Source organism: Flavobacterium glycogeni (assembly GCF_048286775.1).
In the GTDB taxonomy this organism is placed as follows: Bacteria; Bacteroidota; Bacteroidia; order Flavobacteriales; family Flavobacteriaceae; genus Flavobacterium.
Genome location: NZ_JBLVPV010000007.1, coordinates 126,531 through 146,376 on the forward strand (window position 1 = coordinate 126,531; position 19,846 = coordinate 146,376).

The window sequence follows — 19,846 nt, forward strand, 5'->3', positions numbered from 1 at the left end:
CATTTAATTTGCGAATTATTCCTTAAACAAATTCCTCAACTCCACAATTTTATGTTCGGAGGTATTCATGTCGATGACGCCTCTTCTAGGACGGTCCAAATCTAAAATGAGACACACAGTCGCCACTACAGTAAATGAGAATGCCAAGGCTAATATATGATTTTTCTGTTTTTTAATATTGCTATATCCTACGGTAAAACTAGCAAATAAAATAATCAAAAAAAGAAGCCCAAAAACAGAATTAGGAACAGTTGCATTTTTAATTGCATCTCGCGTTGTGACGATGTCAATCATATTGTTCAATGCGGGAATCATTTGATTGGAACGAACCAAGTTTTCAGGCTTTTGCGATTCTTTCATTACTTGATTCCAAATTTTGGTATAAATAAATTCTGTTTTTTTAATAGCAAGATTAATTTTGCTGGAGTCAACTCCTGCGTTGTAATACTCTATTCTTGCTTCTAAATAGTCTTTAAAGTCCGCTTTTAAAAGTTTCTTTATGCTTTCGGGATACATGTCTGCCCGTAAAACTGCTGTTCCAATATTGTTCGCTTCGTCTATTATTACGGTTCTTCTGTTGTCATATCTTGTAGCCGACATGCTAAAGGTAAAAGATAAAAGTAAGGCTAACAATCCTAAAAGTGAAGCTTCGATGGAGCCTAAGCCCTCATTAGATAAAGTCTTGTTTCTTTTGATTTCCGCTTTTCTAATCATGTAACCTATGCAATAAATAATAATCATTGATAGAAACAAAAGAGCGGCAATGATCCAAGTGGGCGTTTGGTATAACAAAGATTGATTCATAGAATTAGAATTAAATATTTTACTGTAATTAAAAAATCCCGTCTTGTTCCAAAAAACGAGACGGGATTTTCATTATCTAATATTATTATTTTGAATCAAATCAATATACAAATTAATCTTGTCTTTCAATTCTTTTCGAGGAGTGATAAAGTCTAAGAAACCATGTTCGAGAAGAAACTCGGCAGTCTGGAAACCTTCGGGTAGATCTTTACCTGTTGTGTCTCGAACTACTCTTGGTCCGGCAAATCCTATTAATGCACCCGGTTCAGAAATATTAATATCTCCTAACATTGCATAAGAAGCGGTTGTTCCTCCAGTTGTTGGATCCGTACATAAGGAAATGTATGGCAATTTTGCTTCGGCAAGTTGAGCCAGTTTTACGGATGTTTTAGCTAACTGCATCAATGAATAAGCAGCTTCCATCATTCTTGCTCCACCTGATTTTGAAATCATTACAAATGGCAACTTGTTTTTGATGGCGTGATCGATTCCTCTTGCGATTTTTTCTCCTACTACAGCTCCCATAGAGCCACCAATGAAGGCAAAGTCCATACAGCAAATTACTAGATCTTTTCCTTTGGATTTTCCAACTCCGGTACGTACTGCGTCTTTAAGTTTGGTTTTTTCCATGACATCTTTCAAACGATCTGCATATTTTTTGGTATCAACAAAATGCAGAGGATCTTTAGAAGTCATATTTTTATCTAATTCAACAAATTCATTGTTGTCAAATAAAATTTGAAAATATTCTGTACTTCCAATTCTAACGTGAAAACCATCTTCGGGACTTACAAATAAGTTACGAGCTAGTTCATCGGCATCAATAATTTTTCCAGTCGGAGATTTGTACCAAAGCCCTTTTGGAATATCCATTTTATCTTCGGTAGCAGTAGTAATCCCTTTTTCTTTTCTTTTAAACCAAGCCATTTTTCTAGTATTCAGTGTTCAGTAATCAAGTATTCAGTGTTCCGTTTTTTAGTATTCCTTTATTTAGTGTTCAATAATCAGTTTTTTGATAACTGAACACTAAAAAAACGGAACACTGAACACTATTTTTATAGTGTATTCACATTGTTCAAGTCAGCAAATGCTTGCTCAAGTCTTGTGTTGAAAGTAACTTCGCTTTCACGTAACCATTTTCTTGGATCGTAATATTTTTTATTTGGAACATCAGCACCTTCTGGGTTTCCAATTTGAGTTTTCAAATAATCAATGTTTTTTACCATGTAATCACGGATGCCTTCCGTAAAAGCAAATTGTAAATCGGTATCAATATTCATTTTTATTACTCCGTAGCTTATGCCTTCTCTAATTTCTTCCAATGTAGAACCTGAACCACCGTGGAAAACAAAGTCTACTGGGTTGTTTCCTGTATTGAATTTGTTTTGTACAAAATCTTGAGAATTTTTTAAGATTTTTGGAGTCAATTTTACATTTCCTGGTTTGTAAACACCATGTACGTTTCCAAAAGCGGCAGCAATTGTGAATCTTGGGCTTACTTTAGAAAGTTCTTCGTATGCGTAAGCAACTTCTTCAGGTTGTGTGTATAATTTTGAACTGTCAACATCAGAGTTGTCAACACCATCTTCTTCACCACCTGTAATTCCAAGTTCGATTTCCAATGTCATTCCCATTTTGCTCATTCTTTCCAAATATCCTTTGCAAATTTCGATGTTTTCTTCGATAGGCTCTTCAGATAAATCAATCATGTGAGAAGAGTACAATGGTTTTCCTGTTGCAGCAAAATGTTTTTCTGAAGCATCTAATAAACCGTCAATCCAAGGCAATAGTTTTTTTGCACAATGGTCAGTATGTAAAATTACGGTTGCTCCGTAAGCTTCCGCCAAAGTATGAATGTGTAATGCACCAGCAATTCCACCAGCGATAGCTGCTTTTTCGCCTACATTAGAAAGTCCTTTCCCTGCATTAAATTGTGCTCCTCCATTAGAAAATTGAATGATAACCGGAGCATTAAGTTTCGCTGCAGTTTCAAGAACGCTATTGATAGTATTTGATCCCGTAACATTTACTGCAGGAAGTGCAAATCCTTTTTCTTTAGCATAATTAAAAATTTCCTGAACCTGATCTCCTGTAGCTACGCCTGGTTTTATGTTGTGTGCCATTGTAATTTTTTTAGTTATTTTTTTTAGTTTTTAGTTTGCAAAAATAAGAATTAAATAGCATTAGAACGGATAATTTATTCCGAAATTTAAAACGGAGTTCGCAAAGTTGTATTCCTGAAACCATCTTTTGTTGGTTTCATTGGCTGGATTGTAGGTTTTAAATCCTAAATCAAAACGAATTACAAAAAAACTTAGGTCATATCTGAGTCCAAATCCAGTGCCTAATGCGATTTCTTTTAAGTCACTAAGACTTGTGAAAGTTGATTTCTCATCTTCTACATTATCCAGTACGTTCCAAATATTCCCGGCATCGGCAAAAAGCGCTCCTTTTAAACTGCCTAATATCTTAAATCGAAACTCTCCACTAATTAGAATTTTCATGTTAGCCTCATTGAAATCATCCAATGCACCACTGCTGCCCGGTCCTAAACCATACGGTTGCCATGCCCTGTTGTCATTTGATCCTCCTGAAAAATAACTTCTTGAAAAGGGAATGTAATCTGAATTGCCAAATGGAATGGCTATCCCAAAAAAGGATCGAAATGCAACTATTTTTTCTTTGGATAAATCCCAATGTTTTATATAATCAAATTCTGTTTTTATGTATTCTGAATATTCTAAATTGAATATTTCATAATTACCAGTTGAATTTTTCTTCTGATTTGTTGTTTTTGCAAAACCAGATAAAATAGTTCCTGCCGATTCTATTTTTGTTCTAAAAAGATAAAAGGTATTGTCAGTTAAATCCTTTTTGGTTGTTTTTGAAAAAGTAAAACTGGTTGCCAAAATAAAATCATTCTCCGTAAGCCGGAGTCTTCGTTCTTCAATACTTTTTACAGACCGAAAATCCGCGGCTTCCAATGGTTTCAAAAAGTTGGCGTTACCCGTGAGAACATCATTAGTAAAACCAACTGTGCCTTGTTCAATAAGCAAATCTTTGTCAATGTCATTGTTATAATAGGAAGGATTTGTGTTGTATTCTTTACTGATTTCATTCAAAGCATTATAGGAAGAACCGTAAACATTAAAGTAATTCTGTGTGTTTAGATTTCGTACAAATTGGGTGTTGAAAAGATCAAATCTGGCGGTATTGTTTCTTTTTGGAGTCCAGTTATACGATAGAGTTCCCGTAAAATTCTCTTTGTCTAAACCAATATTTTTTTGCTTTGCAAAACCCACAGTGATTAAAGTTGATGGAATCATGCTTTTAGGAATGATTTTTTCAGTGCTGAAAGGCATGAAAATCCTTGGAATGTTCAGTTTTAAATCCAAACCATATTCTGAAACATTGAAAAAATTATTCTTTGGATTTGCTAAATCCTTTGAAGATCCAATATTACCACGCGCCGCTAATTCAAGGGTTTCGGCTCCATTGAAAACGTTTCGTATCGTTTCAGAAACACTTAAGCCCACACCAAAATCTTGTATGTTCGAATGAGTGACATCTAATGTAGTCCCAAAACTATATTTTTTCCTTGGGGTTAAATATACTTCTGCAATCAATGATTGTGCGGTAGAGTCTCGAGGGTCAACTTTATATTGTATTGACGGATAGTTGAAAATTTTAAGATTGTTTAAATACCGTGTTGTCAAAACGGTTTTATAATCCGCAAATAATCCTCCTTTTGTAATAAAGATAGCATTGGTAATGGCTCGTGGCTTGTATTTTAATTTTTCCTGACTGTATAAGTTGAAGTTTTTATAGGTTGTGCTATCCGTAATTTTTATAGTATTAGTACTTGGAGAATAATCAGTATAAATGTTTACATCGCTTATTTTATAAATTTTAAAAGGTTCTGTTCGGGTTGAATCGCCATCTTGATAAGAATAATTATCAATCATCAAGTTTATATTTGCCTGATTGATTTTTTTAATGGTATCAATATCAAAAGTCACATAATTAGGCTGAAAATAATAGACTCCATTATTTCTAAAATGAGTGGTGATTCGGTTTTTTTCATTCTCAAAATCTTCCGTTTTATATTGATTCCCGGATTTGATAAATGTGTTGGATTTGTTTGTTTGGTACAAAGAATCCAATGCCGGTGTTAAAATAGTAGTTCTTAAAGAATCTAAAAAGTAAGCATTTCCGGGAGTAATGGCGTATTTTATTTTAGCCTTTTTAATACTCAAAGTATCTATTTTGTAAGTAGCATTTACATTAAAAAAGCCATTATTGAAATAATAGTATTTCAATCGTAATAAAGATTTGTCAGCTCTTTCTTTGTCAATAATTACGGGAGCTTCCCCGGTTCTTTTCAAGAAATCATGGATTCCGTGATACCAGAAAGATTTCCCAAGTCGATTGACTTGTTTTTCAGACAGCCATTTTGATTTTCGTTTAAATTTTTCGGGATTATTTGTAAACTTGGCTTGGTAGGTTGAATCTGGATTTAGGTTGGCAAGATTGTAAAGATTCAAGCGTAAACGATACCCCAGTAAGGTGCTGTTTGGTTTTTGATACAGTTGATTAAAAACATTTTCGTCCTTAATTGCTTTGTCATTTACAGTAATTTCGTTTTTTGTAAGCAGTAGTTTTCCGTCCGGAACTCTTTTTACAGCGTTACAAGCGCAAATTAGTATTGCAATTAGAATAAATGCAGTTATTTTTGTGGAAGTTTTTTTCAAGTGTTCTAAAATATTTAATTCAAAAGTACATTATTTTATGGTTAGTAAAAACCAAATAAAGCTTATAACGAGTTTGCAGCAAAAAAAATATAGAATTGCCAATAAATTATTTTTTGCCGAAGGCCTAAAAGGGATTCATGAACTACTGGAGTCTAATTTTGAGCTGGAACATTTGTATACTACCCAAAATGATTTTGAGGAAGTTCCTGTAGCTAAAAAAACAATCATTCAAGAAAATGATTTGAAAAAAATTACTGTATTGTCGACTCCCAATTCCTGTTTGGCGGTCTTTAAAATGCCCTTGGAAAAACCAATTATTGAAACAGGTTTGATTGTAGCGCTTGATGCTATTCGTGATCCGGGAAATTTAGGAACCATATTGCGTTTGTGTGATTGGTTTGGTGTTAAGCAGTTGTTGTGTTCAAAGGAAACAGTTGATATTTATAATCCAAAGGTCGTTCAGGCAACTATGGGTTCTATAGCCAGGGTCAACGTGAATTATATTGATCTTAATGCTTTTATTACACAAACAAAATTACCCGTTTTTGGTACTTTTATGGATGGAGAGAATATTTATAAATCGGTTTTGCCTAAAGAAGGCATTATTATTATGGGTAATGAGGCTAATGGCGTTTCGGCAGCACTTGAAAGTTTAGCCACAAACAGACTCACAATTCCTCGTTTTGGGGATCTTCAAAAAACAGAAAGTCTCAATGTAGCCACCGCTACCGCTATAGTATTAAGCGAGTTTTGTAGAGGATAAGTTTTTAATGGAAAGTAAAATTGATGAAAACCGCTCTGGTTTTCAAAGATTCTATATTGCTTGTCCAAGGACTGTTTGGGTCTTTATCTCTAATTAATTCGTCATTCATTCCAAAAACACCTCTGATGGAAGGGGAGAATATAAAATATTCTGAAAAAAGATCAATTCCAAAACCCAATTCATAATTAGTGGTCCATGCCTTTACTCTAAAACGTTGTTCTAAGTTGTCATCAATTAGTTTAGAATTGCTGGATAAGTTTAAAGTTGCAGATACGCCTCCTACTAAATAGGGGCGAATATTTCCTGTTCTAAGGGAGGAAAATTTCACTAATAATGGAAAATGGATGTAGGTGCTGTTCACTTCTCTCAGCGCATCTCCACTGTTTGTGAAATTAGGATAATGTAAATCTCTTCTTGTATAATAAAGACCCGGCTCAAATCGCAGGTCAATGTATTCCTGAAGTTTCAAATCAGCAACGATACCCACATTAAATCCAGTGGTTCTTTTTATAAGAATATCGGGTCCTACCGTTTTGTAATCTATTTTGAAATCATACGAGTTAAACCCTAAATAAAACCCATAATACATTCTCTTTTTTTGAAAATTTTCCAAATTAATAATAGGATCTCTGCTAAAAATATTTTTAGACTTTTGAGCGTATCCTTTTAGAATAAAAGCAAAAAATAGTAAGACAATTATTTTTCTCATGTTATTTTTTAGAAGCTGAGTAAATGGTAGCTACGCCAAAAGTTTGTGGTAAAGCTACAACATCTATAAACCCAATTTTTCTCAAAATATTGTTTAATACTTCGCCATAAGGGAATGCAGCTGCCGATTCAGATAAATAACCATACGCAACATCGTCTTTAGAGAAGACTTTGCCTATTAGTGGAAGAATATTTTTTGTGTAAAAATTATATCCTTGTCTGTAAGGCGTTTTGTCCGGCACCGAAGTTTCTAAAATTACAAATACACCGTTAGGTTTTAAAACTCTTAGAATTTCAGTCAAGCCTTTTTCTAAATCGTCAAAATTACGGACTCCAAAAGCAACGGTTATTGCATCAAAATAGTTGTCTTCAAAAGGCATATTTTCGGAGTCACCCAAAATCATTTCGATAGTATTAGAAAGATTTTTTGAAGCAATTTTTTTTACGCCTACTTCGAGCATTCCTGCTGATATATCTAACCCGATGATTTTTTCAGCATTTGTTTGTGCCATCAAAATGGCCAAATCACCAGTTCCGGTTGCGATATCCAGAATGATCTTCGGATTTGATTTCGCAACTATTTGCAGCACTTTTTTACGCCATTTTATATCAATGCCGAAAGAAATGACACGATTCAGATTGTCATAATTTCCAGAAATGGTGTCAAACATTTTTGCAACTTGTTCTTTTTTGCCTAGCGCTGAATCTTTATAGGGTGTTATTTTTTCTGACATTTTTTTAGTTTGTACAAATATAATACAAACTTGATGAACTTAAAATGAGTTTCAAAATTAGAATCAAGTTTTATTTTTGGTTTTTCAAACACATTCATTTAAGTAAAAAAACTAGAATTTATTTTATTTGAAATATCACTAAAAGTGGGTATTGTAACTAATGATTTTATTGTACAAATTTGTTATTCAAGAAAATAACCATATTAAATGATTAAAAGAGAATCGACCAACCAAATCAAGTGGGTAATTTTAGCGTTTTTTATCTCATTTGTTCTTGTTAGCTGTTTTGAAAATACTGTTTTACAAAACTGTATTGTAGTTAAAGCGCAACATACGTTCTTAGGATTAAATTTGTTTTTGGAAATTTTAATTTTTTTCGTCTTTAGTACCTTCGTGGTATTTGGTATTAAAGGCTTTTTTGAGATGTATTCTCAAAAAACATCAAATGTTATAATCTTCATTTCTGGAGCATTACTACTATTTGTAATTTTTATTTTATGTTATCAAATACTCTTTCAAGAGTAGGTCGTCTCTTTGATCAATGGTTAAAAAAAAAACATCCCGTAAAAAGGATGTTTTTTTGTTTTATTTTCTAATGAATGTCTGATACGAATAATTGTAGAGGTGTTTTTCGTCCTTCTCATTAAATTCTGAAACTATTATTTCCCATTCATCGTCATTAATTTCAGGGAAATGAGCATCGCCTTCAAAGTTGTGATGAACACGTGTTATTTCTATTTTGTCAGTAAAAGGGAGGCCTAAGGTATAAATTTCGCCACCACCAATTATAAATGTGTCTTCGTTTTTGGGACAAATGGCTAATGCTTTGTCCATACTATCAACGATGATGCAACCTTCGGCTTGATACTCTTTTTGTCTTGTGATTATGATGTGGGTTCTGTTAGGTAATGGTTTTGGAAAACTTTCAAATGTTTTTCTGCCCATTATAATATGATGTCCGGATGTAAGGGATTTAAATCTTTTGAAATCATTTGGTAAATGCCAAACCAGTTCGTTGTTTTTACCTAGAGCATTATTTTCGGCAACGGCCGCAATCATTATTATCATAATTGATGTACTATTATTTAAGGTCGTCGTTGTTAGCCTGTGTTTGTAATTGATCCAGTTTTTTTTGTTGTAAAGCTACAAGGCGGTCTATTTGTTCCCTTTCCCAATTTTTATTCATAAAACGATCCGTGATGAAAATTTTTATAAAATGTAAAATAAAGAGGAACAACCATATGGTGATAATCCAAATGGACCAGTGGGAATCTACGGCAATTTCGAAAAACTTATTAGCGATAAATAAAAGCAAACTTCCTAAAACGAAAAGGACAAAATGAAAATACAATCTTTTTTTTTGCTTAATTCTTCTTCTTGCATATTCATACTGTTCGTGTAGTTCTTTTTCCATTGATCAAAATTTAGTTTATAAAGGTAAAATTTATTTTGGAAAGTCACTATTTTGCTTCTACATTAATTTAACGAGAAAACGTTTTCTCTTTCTTGAATGTTAAATTTAACAGGCTTAAAATTAAGAAATTGGTCATAAATTAACATGGTTTGCCACATTGTATTAAATCTTCGTTACGTTCATTGTACGTTCAAATTCTTTTGCTTTCTTTGTTTTATAAATCTATAAATGAAATAGTTATGGCAATCAAGAAACAATTTGTTAAGACAAAACCAGTTTGTAAAGTTACCTTTTCAGTTGAAGCAAAAGAAGCAAGTCATGCTTCTGTTGTTGGCGATTTCAACAATTGGAATGTTGCTGAAGGTGCTTTGAGCAAATTAAAAAATGGTACTTTCAAAGGGGTTTTCGATGTAAACAAAGATGCGGCCTACGAATTTAAATACGTAATTGACGGAACATTTGTCAATGAGCCGGAAGCCGATTCTTTTAAGTGGAATGAGTTTGCCGGAAATGAAAACGGTGTTTTAGTAGTTTAGCTAAAACACCGTTTTTTTTATTACTTTATACCGCAACACTGCCTTTTATCAAGGCATGTGGTTCATAGCCTTCGAGCGTGAAATCTTCAAAATCGAATGCGAAGATGTCTTTTATATTGGGATTCAAAATCATTTTTGGTAATGGTTTTGGCTCACGGGACAATTGCAATTCGAGTTGTTCAAAATGATTGTTGTAAATGTGTGCGTCGCCAAAAGTGTGAATGAATTCCCCTGGCTCCAAGTCGCAAACCTGTGCAATCATCATGGTGAGCAAAGCGTAAGAAGCGATATTAAAAGGAACACCTAAGAAAATATCAGCACTTCGCTGGTACAACTGACACGATAACTTGCCGTCAGAAACATAAAACTGGAAGAAAGCATGACAAGGAGGCAAAGCCGCTTTATTGTTGGCTACATTTTCGTCAAATGATTTTGTAGTGTCCGGAAGAACCGAAGGATTCCATGCCGAAACCAACATTCTGCGACTGTTTGGATTGGTTTTTAGTTCTTTAATCAATTCTGAGATTTGATCAATTTCTTCACTATTCCAATTGCGCCATTGGTGTCCATAAACGGGTCCTAAATCCCCATTGGCATCAGCCCAAGCATCCCAAATTTTAACGCCATTTTCTTGAAGGTACTTAATATTTGTATCGCCTTTTAAGAACCAAAGCAATTCGTAGATAATGGATTTCAGGTGTAGTTTTTTAGTGGTAACCATTGGGAAACCTTCATTCAAATCAAAACGCATTTGGTAACCAAATACACTTTTTGTCCCTGTTCCCGTACGATCTCCTTTTTGACAACCGTTTTCCATCACGTGTTGCACTAAGTCTAAATATTGCTTCATTGTATCTTTATTCTATTTGCGGTAAGCAAGTTTAGTTTTTGTATATTTTTCCGTCTTTCATTACAAACATGACTTTTTCCAGCGTTTTGATAGTATTCAAAGGATTTTCATCAACTGCAATAATGTCTGCAAAGAAGTTCTCTTTGATTTGTCCTACTTCATTTCCGATGCCTAATAACATGGCATTCGTTGTTGTTGCTGATTGTATAGCGGCTAATGCAGGCATTCCGGCTTCAACCATATAGCCAAACTCTTTTGCATTTGTACCATGAGCAAAAACTCCGGCATCGGTTCCAAAAGCAATTTTGACTCCTTTTTTGTATGCTTTTGCAAAAGTAGCTTTAATTTGCGGACCAACTTCTCTGGCCTTTGGAACTACGATTTCAGGATAAAAACCATTAATTTCTGCATTTTTTTCTACCTCTTTTCCAGCGGTCAAGGTAGGAACTAAATAAGCATCGTATTTTTTCATCAATTCCATTGTCTCTTCACTCATAAAGGTGCCGTGCTCAATAGTTTTTATACCGCCCAATATGGCTCGTTGCATTCCTTCATCTCCGTGGGCATGAGCTGCGGTAAGCATATTATAATCCTTGGCAGTTGTTGTAATAGCTTTGATTTCGTCTAAAGTAAACTGAGGATTTTTGCCGCTTTTTGCCACACTTAAAACACCGCCAGTAGCTGTGATTTTAATAACATCGGCTCCTTCTTTATAGCGCTCTCTTACTGCTTTTACAGCTTCTTCAGGAGAATTGATTACGCCTTCATGTGGACCTGGATCGCCTACAAGTTTACGATTGCTTCCGTTCGTTGGATCAGCATGACCGCCTGTTGTGGCAATTGATTTTCCTGCGGTATATATTCTTGGGCCTTTTACGATTCCTTTATTAATGGCATTTCTTATGGAGATATTAACTCCGGTCCCTCCTAAATCACGTACGGTAGTGAATCCGGCTAAAAGGGTTGTTTCTGCACAACGAACCGCTTGAAATGCAATATCAGCCTCGTTGTCTAAATATTTTGACATGTAACTTTTGGTGTCGTGTTCTCCTTCAATATGCACGTGTAAATCGATAAGACCTGGTAAAATGTATTTATTTTTCAGGTCGATTTCAATGTCTTCGGGTTTGGATTTGGATACAAACCCATCTTGTATTTTTGTGATTTTGTTTTTAGAAACAACTATGGTTTGGTTGGATAACTCTTTACCAGATTGGGTATTTAGAATTTTTCCGCAGTGTAAATAATAGTCTTGAGAAAATGCAATTGTAGAAATAAATAAGGTTACGGCAATAAGGACAAATTTTGTTTTCATAGATTAGTTTTATAACAGATGTTACTAAAAATATATAAAAAAGTGCAGCATTAAATTCTGCTGCATTTTTTATGTGGTTAATCGTTTATGTATCAAATAATGCAATAATGAAAATCAAAATTAAAGTTATCTCTTCGAGATTTCGTCTCTAATTTTTGCTGCTTTTTCGTAATCTTCATGCGAAACTGCCTGATCTAACAATTCATTCAATTCCTGTAAACTATGCTTAGAATACGTTTCTCCGGATTGATTGCTTTCTTCTTCATGTCCAAAAGTTTCTGGATTAGACAGCACATCATCGATTTCTTGAGAGTCTTTATTGGGCTCCAGGGGATTAGCTTTCAGGTATATTCCAGCTTTGTCCAGAATGTTTTTGTAGGTGAAAATAGGAGCGTTAAAACGCAATGCTAAAGCAATTGCATCGGAGGTTCTGGCGTCAATAATTTCTTCTATTTTATCTCTTTCGCAAATAATACTCGAATAAAAAACACCATCAACTAACTTGTGAATAATGACTTGTTTTACCACAATATCAAAACGTTCTGCAAAATTTTTAAATAGGTCATGCGTCAGAGGACGCGGTGGTTTTATTTCTTTTTCTAATGCAATAGCGATTGATTGGGCTTCAAAAGCACCAATGACAATGGGTAATTTTCTCTCACCATCAACCTCATTCAATATCAAAGCATACGCTCCGTTTTGAGTTTGACTGTATGAAATTCCTTTTATGGATAATTTAACTAAGCTCATAATTGTTAAAATGGGTAAGTACAGCGTACTTATTTTTTGATGAAAATCAAGTTTCATTTTTTGTTAAAAAAAATGCTACTTAAAAGCAAAGATACAAATATCTTGTTTTTAAGTAGCATTTAAATCGATTTAATGATTTCCTGTTGATTAGGAATTATGTGCTTTGAAAGCTTTTAATTTCTCAATTAATTTTGGTACAATTTCAAAGGCATCTCCAACAACTCCGTAATCCGCTACTTTGAAGAATGGCGCTTCCGGATCGCTGTTGATTACGACTTTAACTTTAGAGGAGTTGATTCCCGCAATATGTTGTATCGCTCCCGAAATTCCAATCGCAATATAAAGGTTTGTAGCAACCGGTTTTCCAGTTTGTCCTACGTGTTCTCCATGAGGTCTCCATCCTAAATCAGAAACGGGTTTAGAACAAGCAGTTGCAGCTCCAAGAACTGTTGCTAATTCTTCTACCATTCCCCAGTTTTCAGGACCTTTTAGTCCACGGCCAGCCGAAACTACAATATCAGCATCAGCAATAGAAACTTTTCCAGAACCTTTTTCTACTGATTCTACTTTTACGCCAAAATCATTGTCTCCAATAGTTGGGTTAAAATCTTCTTGAGTCAATGTAGATGCATTTTCAAAAACACCATAAGAGTTTTTAGCAAGCCCAAGAACTTTTACATCTGTTGTAATTTCAGTGATGTTGAAAGCTTTGTTTGAAAAAGCATTTCTTTTTACTTGAAATGGAGCGGTACTTACTGGTAAGCCTACAACATTTGATGCATAACCAGCTTCTAAAGCTACTGCCACAAGTGATGAAAGGTAGATGCTATCTGTAGTTGATGAAAGTAAAACTAATTTTACGTTTTCTTTTTGAGCAGCTTGTTTGATGACGTCAGCGTATGCTTTTGCAGTAAATCCTGATAATTTATCATTGTTTACTTTTAATACTTTGTCTACTCCGTATTTTGATAGTTCCGAAACATCTCCTGCATTTACTGTTACCGCCGTAACGGTAGTCCCTAAAGTTTCCGCTACTTTTTTAGCGTAAGAAGCCAATTCGAATGCTACTTTTTTAAATTTTCCTTCTGCGTATTCCGCATATATTAATATTGACATAATGATTTATGAGTTTAGAGTTTAGAGTTTAGATTCCAGATTTTGAAAACTGAAAACTGCGACTGAAAACGGATTACTAGATTACTTTAGCTTCGTTGTGCAATAGATTAATTAATTCATCTAAATTATCAGCAGAAATTAATTTCACGGCTGATTTAGGAGCTGGTTTTTCAAATTTCACTGCTTTTGTATTTACAGTGGCATCAACTGGCTCCAGAATTGTCAATGCTTTAGTTCTTGCAGTCATAATTCCTCTCATGTTTGGAATACGCAAGTCTTTTTCTTCCACTAATCCTTTTTGTCCACCAATGATTAATGGTAGAGTAGTAGCAACAGTTTCTTTTCCACCATCAATTTCACGAACTGCTTTTACGCTTGTCCCGTCAACAGTCAGGTTTGTACAAGAATTAAGGAAATTGTATCCTAAGATTCCAGCAATCATTCCAGGAACCATTCCGCCATTATAGTCTAAAGATTCTTTTCCGGCGATAATTACATCGTAACCTCCGTTTTTAATCACTTCGGCAAGTTGTTTGGCAACGAAAAATCCGTCAGTAGGATTTGCGTTTACACGAATAGCTTCGTTGGCACCAATGGCTAATGCTTTTCTTAAAGTTGGTTCGGTTTCTGGTCCTCCAACATTCACAACAGTAACGGTTGCGCCTTGTTGTTCTTGAAACCAAATGGCACGTGTCAAACCAAATTCGTCATTCGGATTGATTACATATTGTACCCCATTTGTGTCAAATTCAGAATCACCGTTGACAAAGTTAATTTTTGAAGTAGTATCAGGAACGTGACTGATGCAAACTAATATTTTCATAAGTATATATTTTGATTTTTCTAAAAAGCTTTGACAAATTTAAAATAATAATTTGAATAATATACTATGCACGCATAATATTTTTGAACACTATTACGATTTCGTAGCCCGGATAGTAGCGGCATCCTTCCTGTGGCTCCTTTAGCCACAGGAAGATACAGCGGATAGCCGGAAACAGCTCCTGAAAAATATCACTATAAATCCTGATTAATTTAAAGTAATTTATGCTTTTAAGTGGTTTAAAATATTTATTTTTGCTTTTCGAAAATTAGACACATACAACATATAATATGAGAACGATACAATTTAGAGAGGCCATTTGCGAAGCGATGAGTGAAGAAATGCGTCACGATGAGTCCATCTACTTAATGGGTGAAGAAGTTGCAGAATATAATGGTGCGTATAAAGCATCTAAAGGAATGCTTGCTGAATTTGGTGAGAAAAGGGTTATTGACACTCCTATTGCAGAGCTTGGTTTTACTGGTATTGCAGTAGGATCAGCAATGAACGGGTGCAGACCGATTGTAGAATACATGACGTTCAATTTCTGTTTAGTGGGGATTGACCAAATTATAAATAATGCTGCCAAAATGCGTCAGATGACTGGTGGGCAATTCAATGTGCCAATCGTTTTTCGTGGTCCAACGGCTTCGGCAGGACAATTAGGGGCGACACACTCACAAGCATTAGAAAACTGGTTTGCGAACACTCCGGGTCTTAAAGTGGTAGTTCCATCTACGGTTTATGATGCAAAAGGATTGTTGAAAGCGGCTATTCGTGATAATGATCCTGTGATTTTCATGGAATCAGAACAAATGTATGGTGATAAAGGGGAAGTGCCAGATGGTGAATATACCATTCCACTTGGAGTTGCTGATATCAAACGTGAAGGTACTGATGTAACTATCGTTTCTTTTGGAAAAATTATCAAAGAAGCTCATATTGCTGCTGACGAATTAGCCAAAGAAGGAATTTCTTGTGAAATTATCGATTTAAGAACCGTACGTCCTATGGATTATGAGACGATTTTAACATCGGTTAAAAAAACAAATAGATTGGTAGTTCTTGAGGAAGCTTGGCCTTTTGCAAGTGTAGCTTCTGAAATTACATATATCGTTCAAGAACGCGCTTTTGATTTCTTGGATGCACCTATTCAACGTATCACAACCGCGGATACTCCAGCGCCGTACTCTCCAGTATTGCTGAAAGAATGGTTGCCAAATGCAGGTGATGTGGTAAAAGCAGTTAAAAAAGTAATGTATAAAAAATAGATCTTTTAGATTGTTAGACTTCTTAGATTGTAAGATTTTAATCTAAAAATTCTAGTAATCTAAAAGGGCTAAACTTATAACTTCATCAATTATTTATTTATTTGATGAAGTTTTTTTTTGAATGATTATGAAAAAGAATCTCTTGTTTCTCCTGTTTTTTTTATTTGTTTCAGCAAACGCAGTTTTTGCGCAAACAAAAGTGAGCGGTATTGTGGTCGATAAATTGAATCAGCCTATTCCTTTTGCAAATGTGGTTTTCAAAGATTCCAGCGAAGGAATTGTTACCAATGAGGATGGTCGGTTTTACCTCGAATCCCAAAAAACATACACGACTTTAGTAATATCTTCAGTAGGTTTTTCTGAGAAGGAAATTATTTTAGACAAGCCTGTAAACTACAATTTCAAAATTCAGCTGAACGAAGCCGAGAGCTTAAGCGAAGTAGTTGTTTTTGCCGGAAAAACGTCGAAAAAGAACAATCCTGCGTTAGACATTCTTAGAAAAATTTGGGAAAGAAAACGCAAAAACGGATTGCATTTATTTGACCAATACCAGATGGAAAAGTATGAGAAAATAGAATTTGACATGAATTCTATTGATAGTGCTTTTATGAAAAACAAACTTTTCAAAGGGATGGAATTTATATTTGATCAAATGGATACTTCCAGAGTAACCGGAAAAACCTATTTGCCTATTTTTATAAATGAATCGCTCCATGATGTTTATGGAGATAATAAATTAAAGAAAGTAAAAGAGAAAATAAAAGCCAATAAAACATCAGGGTTTAATGGAAATCAACAGATTTTGTCTTTTGTAAAAGACTTGTATTCCGATTATAATGTCTACAATAATTACTTAACTTTTTTTGACAAAAGCTTTACCAGTCCGTTATCTAAAACTGGGATTGATGTCTACAATTATGTGTTGAAAGACAGTGCATACATTGATAAAAAATGGTGTTATAATATTGTTTTTTATCCAAGACGTAAAAACGAATTGACTTTCAAAGGGGATTTCTGGGTGAATGATTCGACGTTTGCCATCAAGAAAATCAATATGGCGGTTACCAAAAGCGCCAATATCAACTGGGTAAAAGATATTTATTTAGAGCAGGAATTTGAGGTAGTCAATGATTCTGTTTTCTTGTTGACGAAGGATTATTTAATGTCTGATTTTGCTTTAAACAAAAAAGAAAGTTCCAAAGGAGTTTATGGAAAACGAACCACATTTTATAAAAATCATCAATTTAACAAGGAGCAACCAGTAGCTTTTTATAAAGATGAGGTCAATTATATGGATGACGAAGTCTACAATAAATCCGATGAATACTGGAACGAAAACCGCTTCGAAAACCTAAGCAAGGATGAATTGGGCGTTTATAAAATGCTGGATACTTTGCAAACCGTAGGTAAATTTAAGCAATTGTATAATTTAGTTTCCATCCTAGGCAGCGGTTATGTACAATTTGGTCATTTTGATTACGGACCAGTTTTTTCCACATTTGGGTATAATGAAGTGGAAGGAGTGCGATTGCGAGTAGGAGGAAGAACCTATTTTGGGCCTAACGATCCTTGGCGTATTCAAGCCTACACAGCGTATGGATTTGATGATAATAAATTCAAATATGGACTTTCAGGAAAATGGATGGTTGACAAGAAAAACCGAATCATTTTGTCCGGAGGGAATAGACGTGATATTGAACAAATAGGTGCCAGCTTAACGACCACTAACGATATTTTGGGGAGAAGTTTTGCTTCGTCCTCAGTGTTTTCGTCCGGTAGCAACGGGAAATTGACCAATATCAATTTGAGTACAGTTGCGGTAGAGATAGAACCCATTAAAAATTTAATTTTTCAAACGGGATTTTCCTATCGTACGCTGGAGTCTGCTTCTACTACGTTTAGTTTAGATTATTATACGGATATAGCAAATTCGGTTATAGAAAGTGAGGTAAAACAATCAGAAGTTAATTTTCAGGTTGAATATTCACCAAAGAGGAGAACTATTGGGGTCGGTGTGGAAAGAGACATTGTGGATAGCCATTTCAGTCGATTTTTTGTCAACTACAGCCACGGTTTTAAGGGGTTGTTGAACAGCGATTTCAAATATGATAAATTGCAATTGTATTACAAACAACCTATAATTATCGGGCCTTTAGGAAGAACCAATATTATTATGGAAGTGGGTAAAACCTTCGGGACAATTCCTTTGGGATTATTGAGTGTTATTCCTGGAAACCAAACCTATTTTACGATAGAAAATACTTTCAGTAATCTTAATTTTTATGAATTTGTATCCGACGAATATGTTACTTTGCAATGGAATCACAATTTCAATGGCAAAATTTTTTCCAGAATTCCGTTTATGCGTAAGCTCAATTGGAGAGAAATTGTATCGATAAAAGGGGTTTATGGAGCCATTTCTGATGAAAATAGAGCGATTAATGCATCGGGTTTAATTTATAATGCGCCTGAAAAAGGGTATTGGGAATACAGCGCAGGAATCGGGAATATCTTCAAAGTATTCCGTATCGATTTCGCTTGGCGCGGTAGTTATTTGAATACACCGGATACACAACGCTTTTCCATAAAAGGATCATTTGGATTTCATTTCTAAGAAAGAAACAACAAATCGCCATTCCGACGATAGGAGGAATCTGGAGCTATTTCCAGCTGTACACTTTATCTTTTTATAAGGCGAAGAAAAATCGCCTTATAAAAAGGATGCCGTTTCCATCTGGGCTAAAAAAACATCAGACTATGCAAGAAGCCATTGACTATCTTTTAGAAAAAGACACCATTTTCAAGTCAATTATTGAACAATACGGCATGCCAACCATTCCCAAAAGGCCTCAAGGTTTTGAGACTTTGGTATTGTTGATTTTAGAACAACAAGTGTCTATAGATTCGGCTAAAGCCACTTTTTTAAAAATAAAAGCCAGTCAAAAAACGGTAGCACCTGAAATTCTTCTTCAGGTATCCGATGCCGAATTTAGGAATCTTGGCGTAAGCCGTCAAAAAACGTCTTATATCAAAGCTTTGGCGACAGCCTTATTAAATAAAGATCTTGATTTAGAAAGTTTGCCAACCAAAACGGCTCAGCAAGTACGGGAAGAACTCATCAAGATCAAAGGAATAGGAAATTGGACGATTGATATCTATTTGATGTTTTGCCTTGAAGTCCCAGATTTATTGCCTTTAGGAGATATTGCGGTAGTGAATACCATAAAGGAATTGCTGGATATTCACGATAAAGGCGCCATGGAAATTCATACTATAAAATGGAGTCCGTATCGTTCTTTTGCAACCTATCTTTTATGGCATCATTATTTAAACAAACGAAATAGAACAGTGGTTTACTAAAGTGCTCACGGTTAAAATTTAATCAAGAGATAACATCAATTTTTTATTGTGCAACCGTATAGTTTCCTTATTTTTGCAGCCATAATTATAGATAAGAAAAAACTAAAATGACTGCAGACAAATTAACAACTTTCGATGTCTTAATCGAAATACCAAGAGGAAGTAGAAATAAATACGAATATGATTTCGAAATAAAAAGAATGCGTTTTGACAGAATGTTATTCTCTTCGATGATGTATCCGGCTGATTACGGATTTATCCCGGAAACATTAGCATTAGACGGAGATCCATTAGATGTTTTGGTTTTGGTAAACGAACCAACTTTTCCTGGATGTGTAATGGAAGTAAAACCAATCGGTGTTTTCCACATGGCAGATGATAAAGGACCGGATGAAAAAGTAATCTGTGTACCCGTTTCAGATCCAATCTGGAATTCATTAAATGATTTATCAGATATGAATCCACACTTACTAAAAGAAATTGAACATTTCTTTCAAGTGTACAAAGATCTTGAAAACAAGAAAGTTGATGTAGGTGGTTGGGGAGATGTAAATGAAGCGTATGCCATTATTAAAGAGTGTACAGAGCGTTTTAATCAAATTGAGAACAAACCAGAGGGATTATTTAGTATTAAATAAATAACCACTATAA

The 19,846-nt window shown here is 34.6% G+C and carries 19 protein-coding genes; 6 read left to right on the forward strand and 13 right to left on the reverse strand.

Annotated features, from left to right (window positions below; translation table 11 throughout):
- Positions 1–15: 15 nt before the first annotated feature.
- The 4 genes from ACNQGX_RS07950 to tamL all read right to left on the reverse strand — a co-directional run bounded on the left by ACNQGX_RS07950 (position 16) and on the right by tamL (position 5,555).
- Entirely contained in the window at positions 16–804 is a 789-nt protein-coding gene (locus ACNQGX_RS07950) for a bestrophin-like domain (RefSeq protein ID WP_417975382.1), read from the reverse strand.
- A gap of 72 nt (positions 805–876) precedes the next feature.
- On the reverse strand, positions 877–1,731 hold the full coding sequence (gene accD, locus ACNQGX_RS07955) for an acetyl-CoA carboxylase, carboxyltransferase subunit beta (RefSeq protein ID WP_417975383.1): 855 nt from the start codon (positions 1,729–1,731) through the stop codon (positions 877–879).
- A gap of 128 nt (positions 1,732–1,859) precedes the next feature.
- Entirely contained in the window at positions 1,860–2,927 is a 1,068-nt protein-coding gene (fbaA, locus tag ACNQGX_RS07960) for a class II fructose-bisphosphate aldolase (protein WP_417975384.1), read from the reverse strand.
- Between the two features lie 60 nt (positions 2,928–2,987).
- Positions 2,988–5,555, reverse strand: coding sequence for a translocation and assembly module lipoprotein TamL (tamL, locus tag ACNQGX_RS07965; protein WP_417975385.1), 2,568 nt, complete (start codon positions 5,553–5,555; stop codon positions 2,988–2,990).
- A gap of 37 nt (positions 5,556–5,592) precedes the next feature.
- Here tamL and ACNQGX_RS07970 point away from each other — a divergent pair, with 37 nt between their 5' ends.
- Positions 5,593–6,318: a TrmH family RNA methyltransferase gene (locus tag ACNQGX_RS07970; RefSeq protein ID WP_417975386.1), complete on the forward strand. Its 726-nt coding sequence runs from the start codon at positions 5,593–5,595 to the stop codon at positions 6,316–6,318.
- 4 nt (positions 6,319–6,322) lie between these two features.
- Here the strand turns inward: ACNQGX_RS07970 and porT are convergent, their stop codons facing one another.
- The 4 genes from porT to ACNQGX_RS07990 form a co-directional block, all read right to left on the reverse strand.
- Positions 6,323–7,027 carry a type IX secretion/gliding motility protein PorT/SprT gene (gene porT / locus ACNQGX_RS07975; protein WP_417975387.1) on the reverse strand — a complete coding sequence of 235 codons (705 nt, stop codon included), beginning with the start codon at positions 7,025–7,027 and terminating at the stop codon, positions 6,323–6,325.
- 1 nt (position 7,028) lies between these two features.
- Positions 7,029–7,760: a bifunctional demethylmenaquinone methyltransferase/2-methoxy-6-polyprenyl-1,4-benzoquinol methylase UbiE gene (gene ubiE / locus ACNQGX_RS07980; protein ID WP_417975388.1), complete on the reverse strand. Its 732-nt coding sequence runs from the start codon at positions 7,758–7,760 to the stop codon at positions 7,029–7,031.
- Positions 7,761–8,345: 585 nt separating this feature from the next.
- The gene (locus ACNQGX_RS07985; protein WP_417975389.1) at positions 8,346–8,828 is read right to left on the reverse strand and encodes a dihydrofolate reductase; all 483 of its coding nucleotides are present in this window, start codon (positions 8,826–8,828) and stop codon (positions 8,346–8,348) included.
- A 13-nt stretch (positions 8,829–8,841) separates the two neighbouring features.
- Positions 8,842–9,174: a 2TM domain-containing protein gene (locus ACNQGX_RS07990; RefSeq protein ID WP_417975390.1), complete on the reverse strand. Its 333-nt coding sequence runs from the start codon at positions 9,172–9,174 to the stop codon at positions 8,842–8,844.
- Between the two features lie 239 nt (positions 9,175–9,413).
- On the opposite strand from ACNQGX_RS07990, the gene ACNQGX_RS07995 reads away from it, so the two are divergent.
- Positions 9,414–9,710 carry an isoamylase early set domain-containing protein gene (locus tag ACNQGX_RS07995; RefSeq protein ID WP_131915483.1) on the forward strand — a complete coding sequence of 99 codons (297 nt, stop codon included), beginning with the start codon at positions 9,414–9,416 and terminating at the stop codon, positions 9,708–9,710.
- A 25-nt stretch (positions 9,711–9,735) separates the two neighbouring features.
- Here the strand turns inward: ACNQGX_RS07995 and ACNQGX_RS08000 are convergent, their stop codons facing one another.
- From ACNQGX_RS08000 to ACNQGX_RS08020, 5 genes are all read right to left on the reverse strand, one after another.
- Complete coding sequence (locus tag ACNQGX_RS08000; protein WP_417951213.1) at positions 9,736–10,560, reverse strand: thymidylate synthase; 825 nt, start codon at positions 10,558–10,560, stop codon at positions 9,736–9,738.
- A 31-nt stretch (positions 10,561–10,591) separates the two neighbouring features.
- A complete protein-coding gene (locus ACNQGX_RS08005) occupies positions 10,592–11,875 on the reverse strand; it encodes a metal-dependent hydrolase family protein (protein WP_417975391.1) in 1,284 nt (427 codons plus the stop codon).
- Between the two features lie 126 nt (positions 11,876–12,001).
- Positions 12,002–12,625, reverse strand: coding sequence for a bifunctional nuclease family protein (locus tag ACNQGX_RS08010; protein ID WP_131915685.1), 624 nt, complete (start codon positions 12,623–12,625; stop codon positions 12,002–12,004).
- A 147-nt stretch (positions 12,626–12,772) separates the two neighbouring features.
- The gene (locus ACNQGX_RS08015; protein WP_417975392.1) at positions 12,773–13,741 is read right to left on the reverse strand and encodes an electron transfer flavoprotein subunit alpha/FixB family protein; all 969 of its coding nucleotides are present in this window, start codon (positions 13,739–13,741) and stop codon (positions 12,773–12,775) included.
- 76 nt (positions 13,742–13,817) lie between these two features.
- Positions 13,818–14,564 carry an electron transfer flavoprotein subunit beta/FixA family protein gene (locus ACNQGX_RS08020; RefSeq protein WP_131915479.1) on the reverse strand — a complete coding sequence of 249 codons (747 nt, stop codon included), beginning with the start codon at positions 14,562–14,564 and terminating at the stop codon, positions 13,818–13,820.
- 290 nt (positions 14,565–14,854) lie between these two features.
- On the opposite strand from ACNQGX_RS08020, the gene ACNQGX_RS08025 reads away from it, so the two are divergent.
- The 4 genes from ACNQGX_RS08025 (at position 14,855) to ACNQGX_RS08040 (ending at position 19,833) form a co-directional block, all read left to right on the forward strand.
- Entirely contained in the window at positions 14,855–15,835 is a 981-nt protein-coding gene (locus tag ACNQGX_RS08025; RefSeq protein ID WP_091204253.1) for a pyruvate dehydrogenase complex E1 component subunit beta, read from the forward strand.
- Positions 15,836–15,962: 127 nt separating this feature from the next.
- Positions 15,963–18,449: a DUF5686 and carboxypeptidase-like regulatory domain-containing protein gene (locus ACNQGX_RS08030; protein WP_417975393.1), complete on the forward strand. Its 2,487-nt coding sequence runs from the start codon at positions 15,963–15,965 to the stop codon at positions 18,447–18,449.
- Between the two features lie 143 nt (positions 18,450–18,592).
- On the forward strand, positions 18,593–19,195 hold the full coding sequence (locus ACNQGX_RS08035) for a DNA-3-methyladenine glycosylase family protein (RefSeq protein ID WP_417975394.1): 603 nt from the start codon (positions 18,593–18,595) through the stop codon (positions 19,193–19,195).
- Between the two features lie 107 nt (positions 19,196–19,302).
- The gene (locus ACNQGX_RS08040) at positions 19,303–19,833 is read left to right on the forward strand and encodes an inorganic diphosphatase (RefSeq protein WP_131909433.1); all 531 of its coding nucleotides are present in this window, start codon (positions 19,303–19,305) and stop codon (positions 19,831–19,833) included.
- Positions 19,834–19,846 lie beyond the last annotated feature (13 nt).

Bases quoted from the DNA above. Each gene is read 5' to 3' on its own strand.
- ACNQGX_RS08035 (WP_417975394.1), top strand. From the start codon at position 18,593: ATGCAAGAAGCCATTGACTATCTTTTAGAAAAAGACACCATTTTCAAG.
- ACNQGX_RS07990 (WP_417975390.1), bottom strand. From the start codon at position 9,174: ATGGAAAAAGAACTACACGAACAGTATGAATATGCAAGAAGAAGAATT.
- ACNQGX_RS07970 (WP_417975386.1), top strand. From the start codon at position 5,593: ATGGTTAGTAAAAACCAAATAAAGCTTATAACGAGTTTGCAGCAAAAA.
- ubiE (WP_417975388.1), bottom strand. From the start codon at position 7,760: ATGTCAGAAAAAATAACACCCTATAAAGATTCAGCGCTAGGCAAAAAA.
- ACNQGX_RS07995 (WP_131915483.1), top strand. From the start codon at position 9,414: ATGGCAATCAAGAAACAATTTGTTAAGACAAAACCAGTTTGTAAAGTT.
- ACNQGX_RS08040 (WP_131909433.1), top strand. From the start codon at position 19,303: ATGACTGCAGACAAATTAACAACTTTCGATGTCTTAATCGAAATACCA.
- fbaA (WP_417975384.1), bottom strand. From the start codon at position 2,927: ATGGCACACAACATAAAACCAGGCGTAGCTACAGGAGATCAGGTTCAG.
- accD (WP_417975383.1), bottom strand. From the start codon at position 1,731: ATGGCTTGGTTTAAAAGAAAAGAAAAAGGGATTACTACTGCTACCGAA.
- ACNQGX_RS08020 (WP_131915479.1), bottom strand. From the start codon at position 14,564: ATGAAAATATTAGTTTGCATCAGTCACGTTCCTGATACTACTTCAAAA.
- ACNQGX_RS07950 (WP_417975382.1), bottom strand. From the start codon at position 804: ATGAATCAATCTTTGTTATACCAAACGCCCACTTGGATCATTGCCGCT.
- ACNQGX_RS08000 (WP_417951213.1), bottom strand. From the start codon at position 10,560: ATGAAGCAATATTTAGACTTAGTGCAACACGTGATGGAAAACGGTTGT.
- porT (WP_417975387.1), bottom strand. From the start codon at position 7,027: ATGAGAAAAATAATTGTCTTACTATTTTTTGCTTTTATTCTAAAAGGA.
- ACNQGX_RS08025 (WP_091204253.1), top strand. From the start codon at position 14,855: ATGAGAACGATACAATTTAGAGAGGCCATTTGCGAAGCGATGAGTGAA.
- ACNQGX_RS08010 (WP_131915685.1), bottom strand. From the start codon at position 12,625: ATGAGCTTAGTTAAATTATCCATAAAAGGAATTTCATACAGTCAAACT.
- ACNQGX_RS08005 (WP_417975391.1), bottom strand. From the start codon at position 11,875: ATGAAAACAAAATTTGTCCTTATTGCCGTAACCTTATTTATTTCTACA.
- ACNQGX_RS07985 (WP_417975389.1), bottom strand. From the start codon at position 8,828: ATGATAATAATGATTGCGGCCGTTGCCGAAAATAATGCTCTAGGTAAA.
- ACNQGX_RS08015 (WP_417975392.1), bottom strand. From the start codon at position 13,741: ATGTCAATATTAATATATGCGGAATACGCAGAAGGAAAATTTAAAAAA.
- ACNQGX_RS08030 (WP_417975393.1), top strand. From the start codon at position 15,963: ATGAAAAAGAATCTCTTGTTTCTCCTGTTTTTTTTATTTGTTTCAGCA.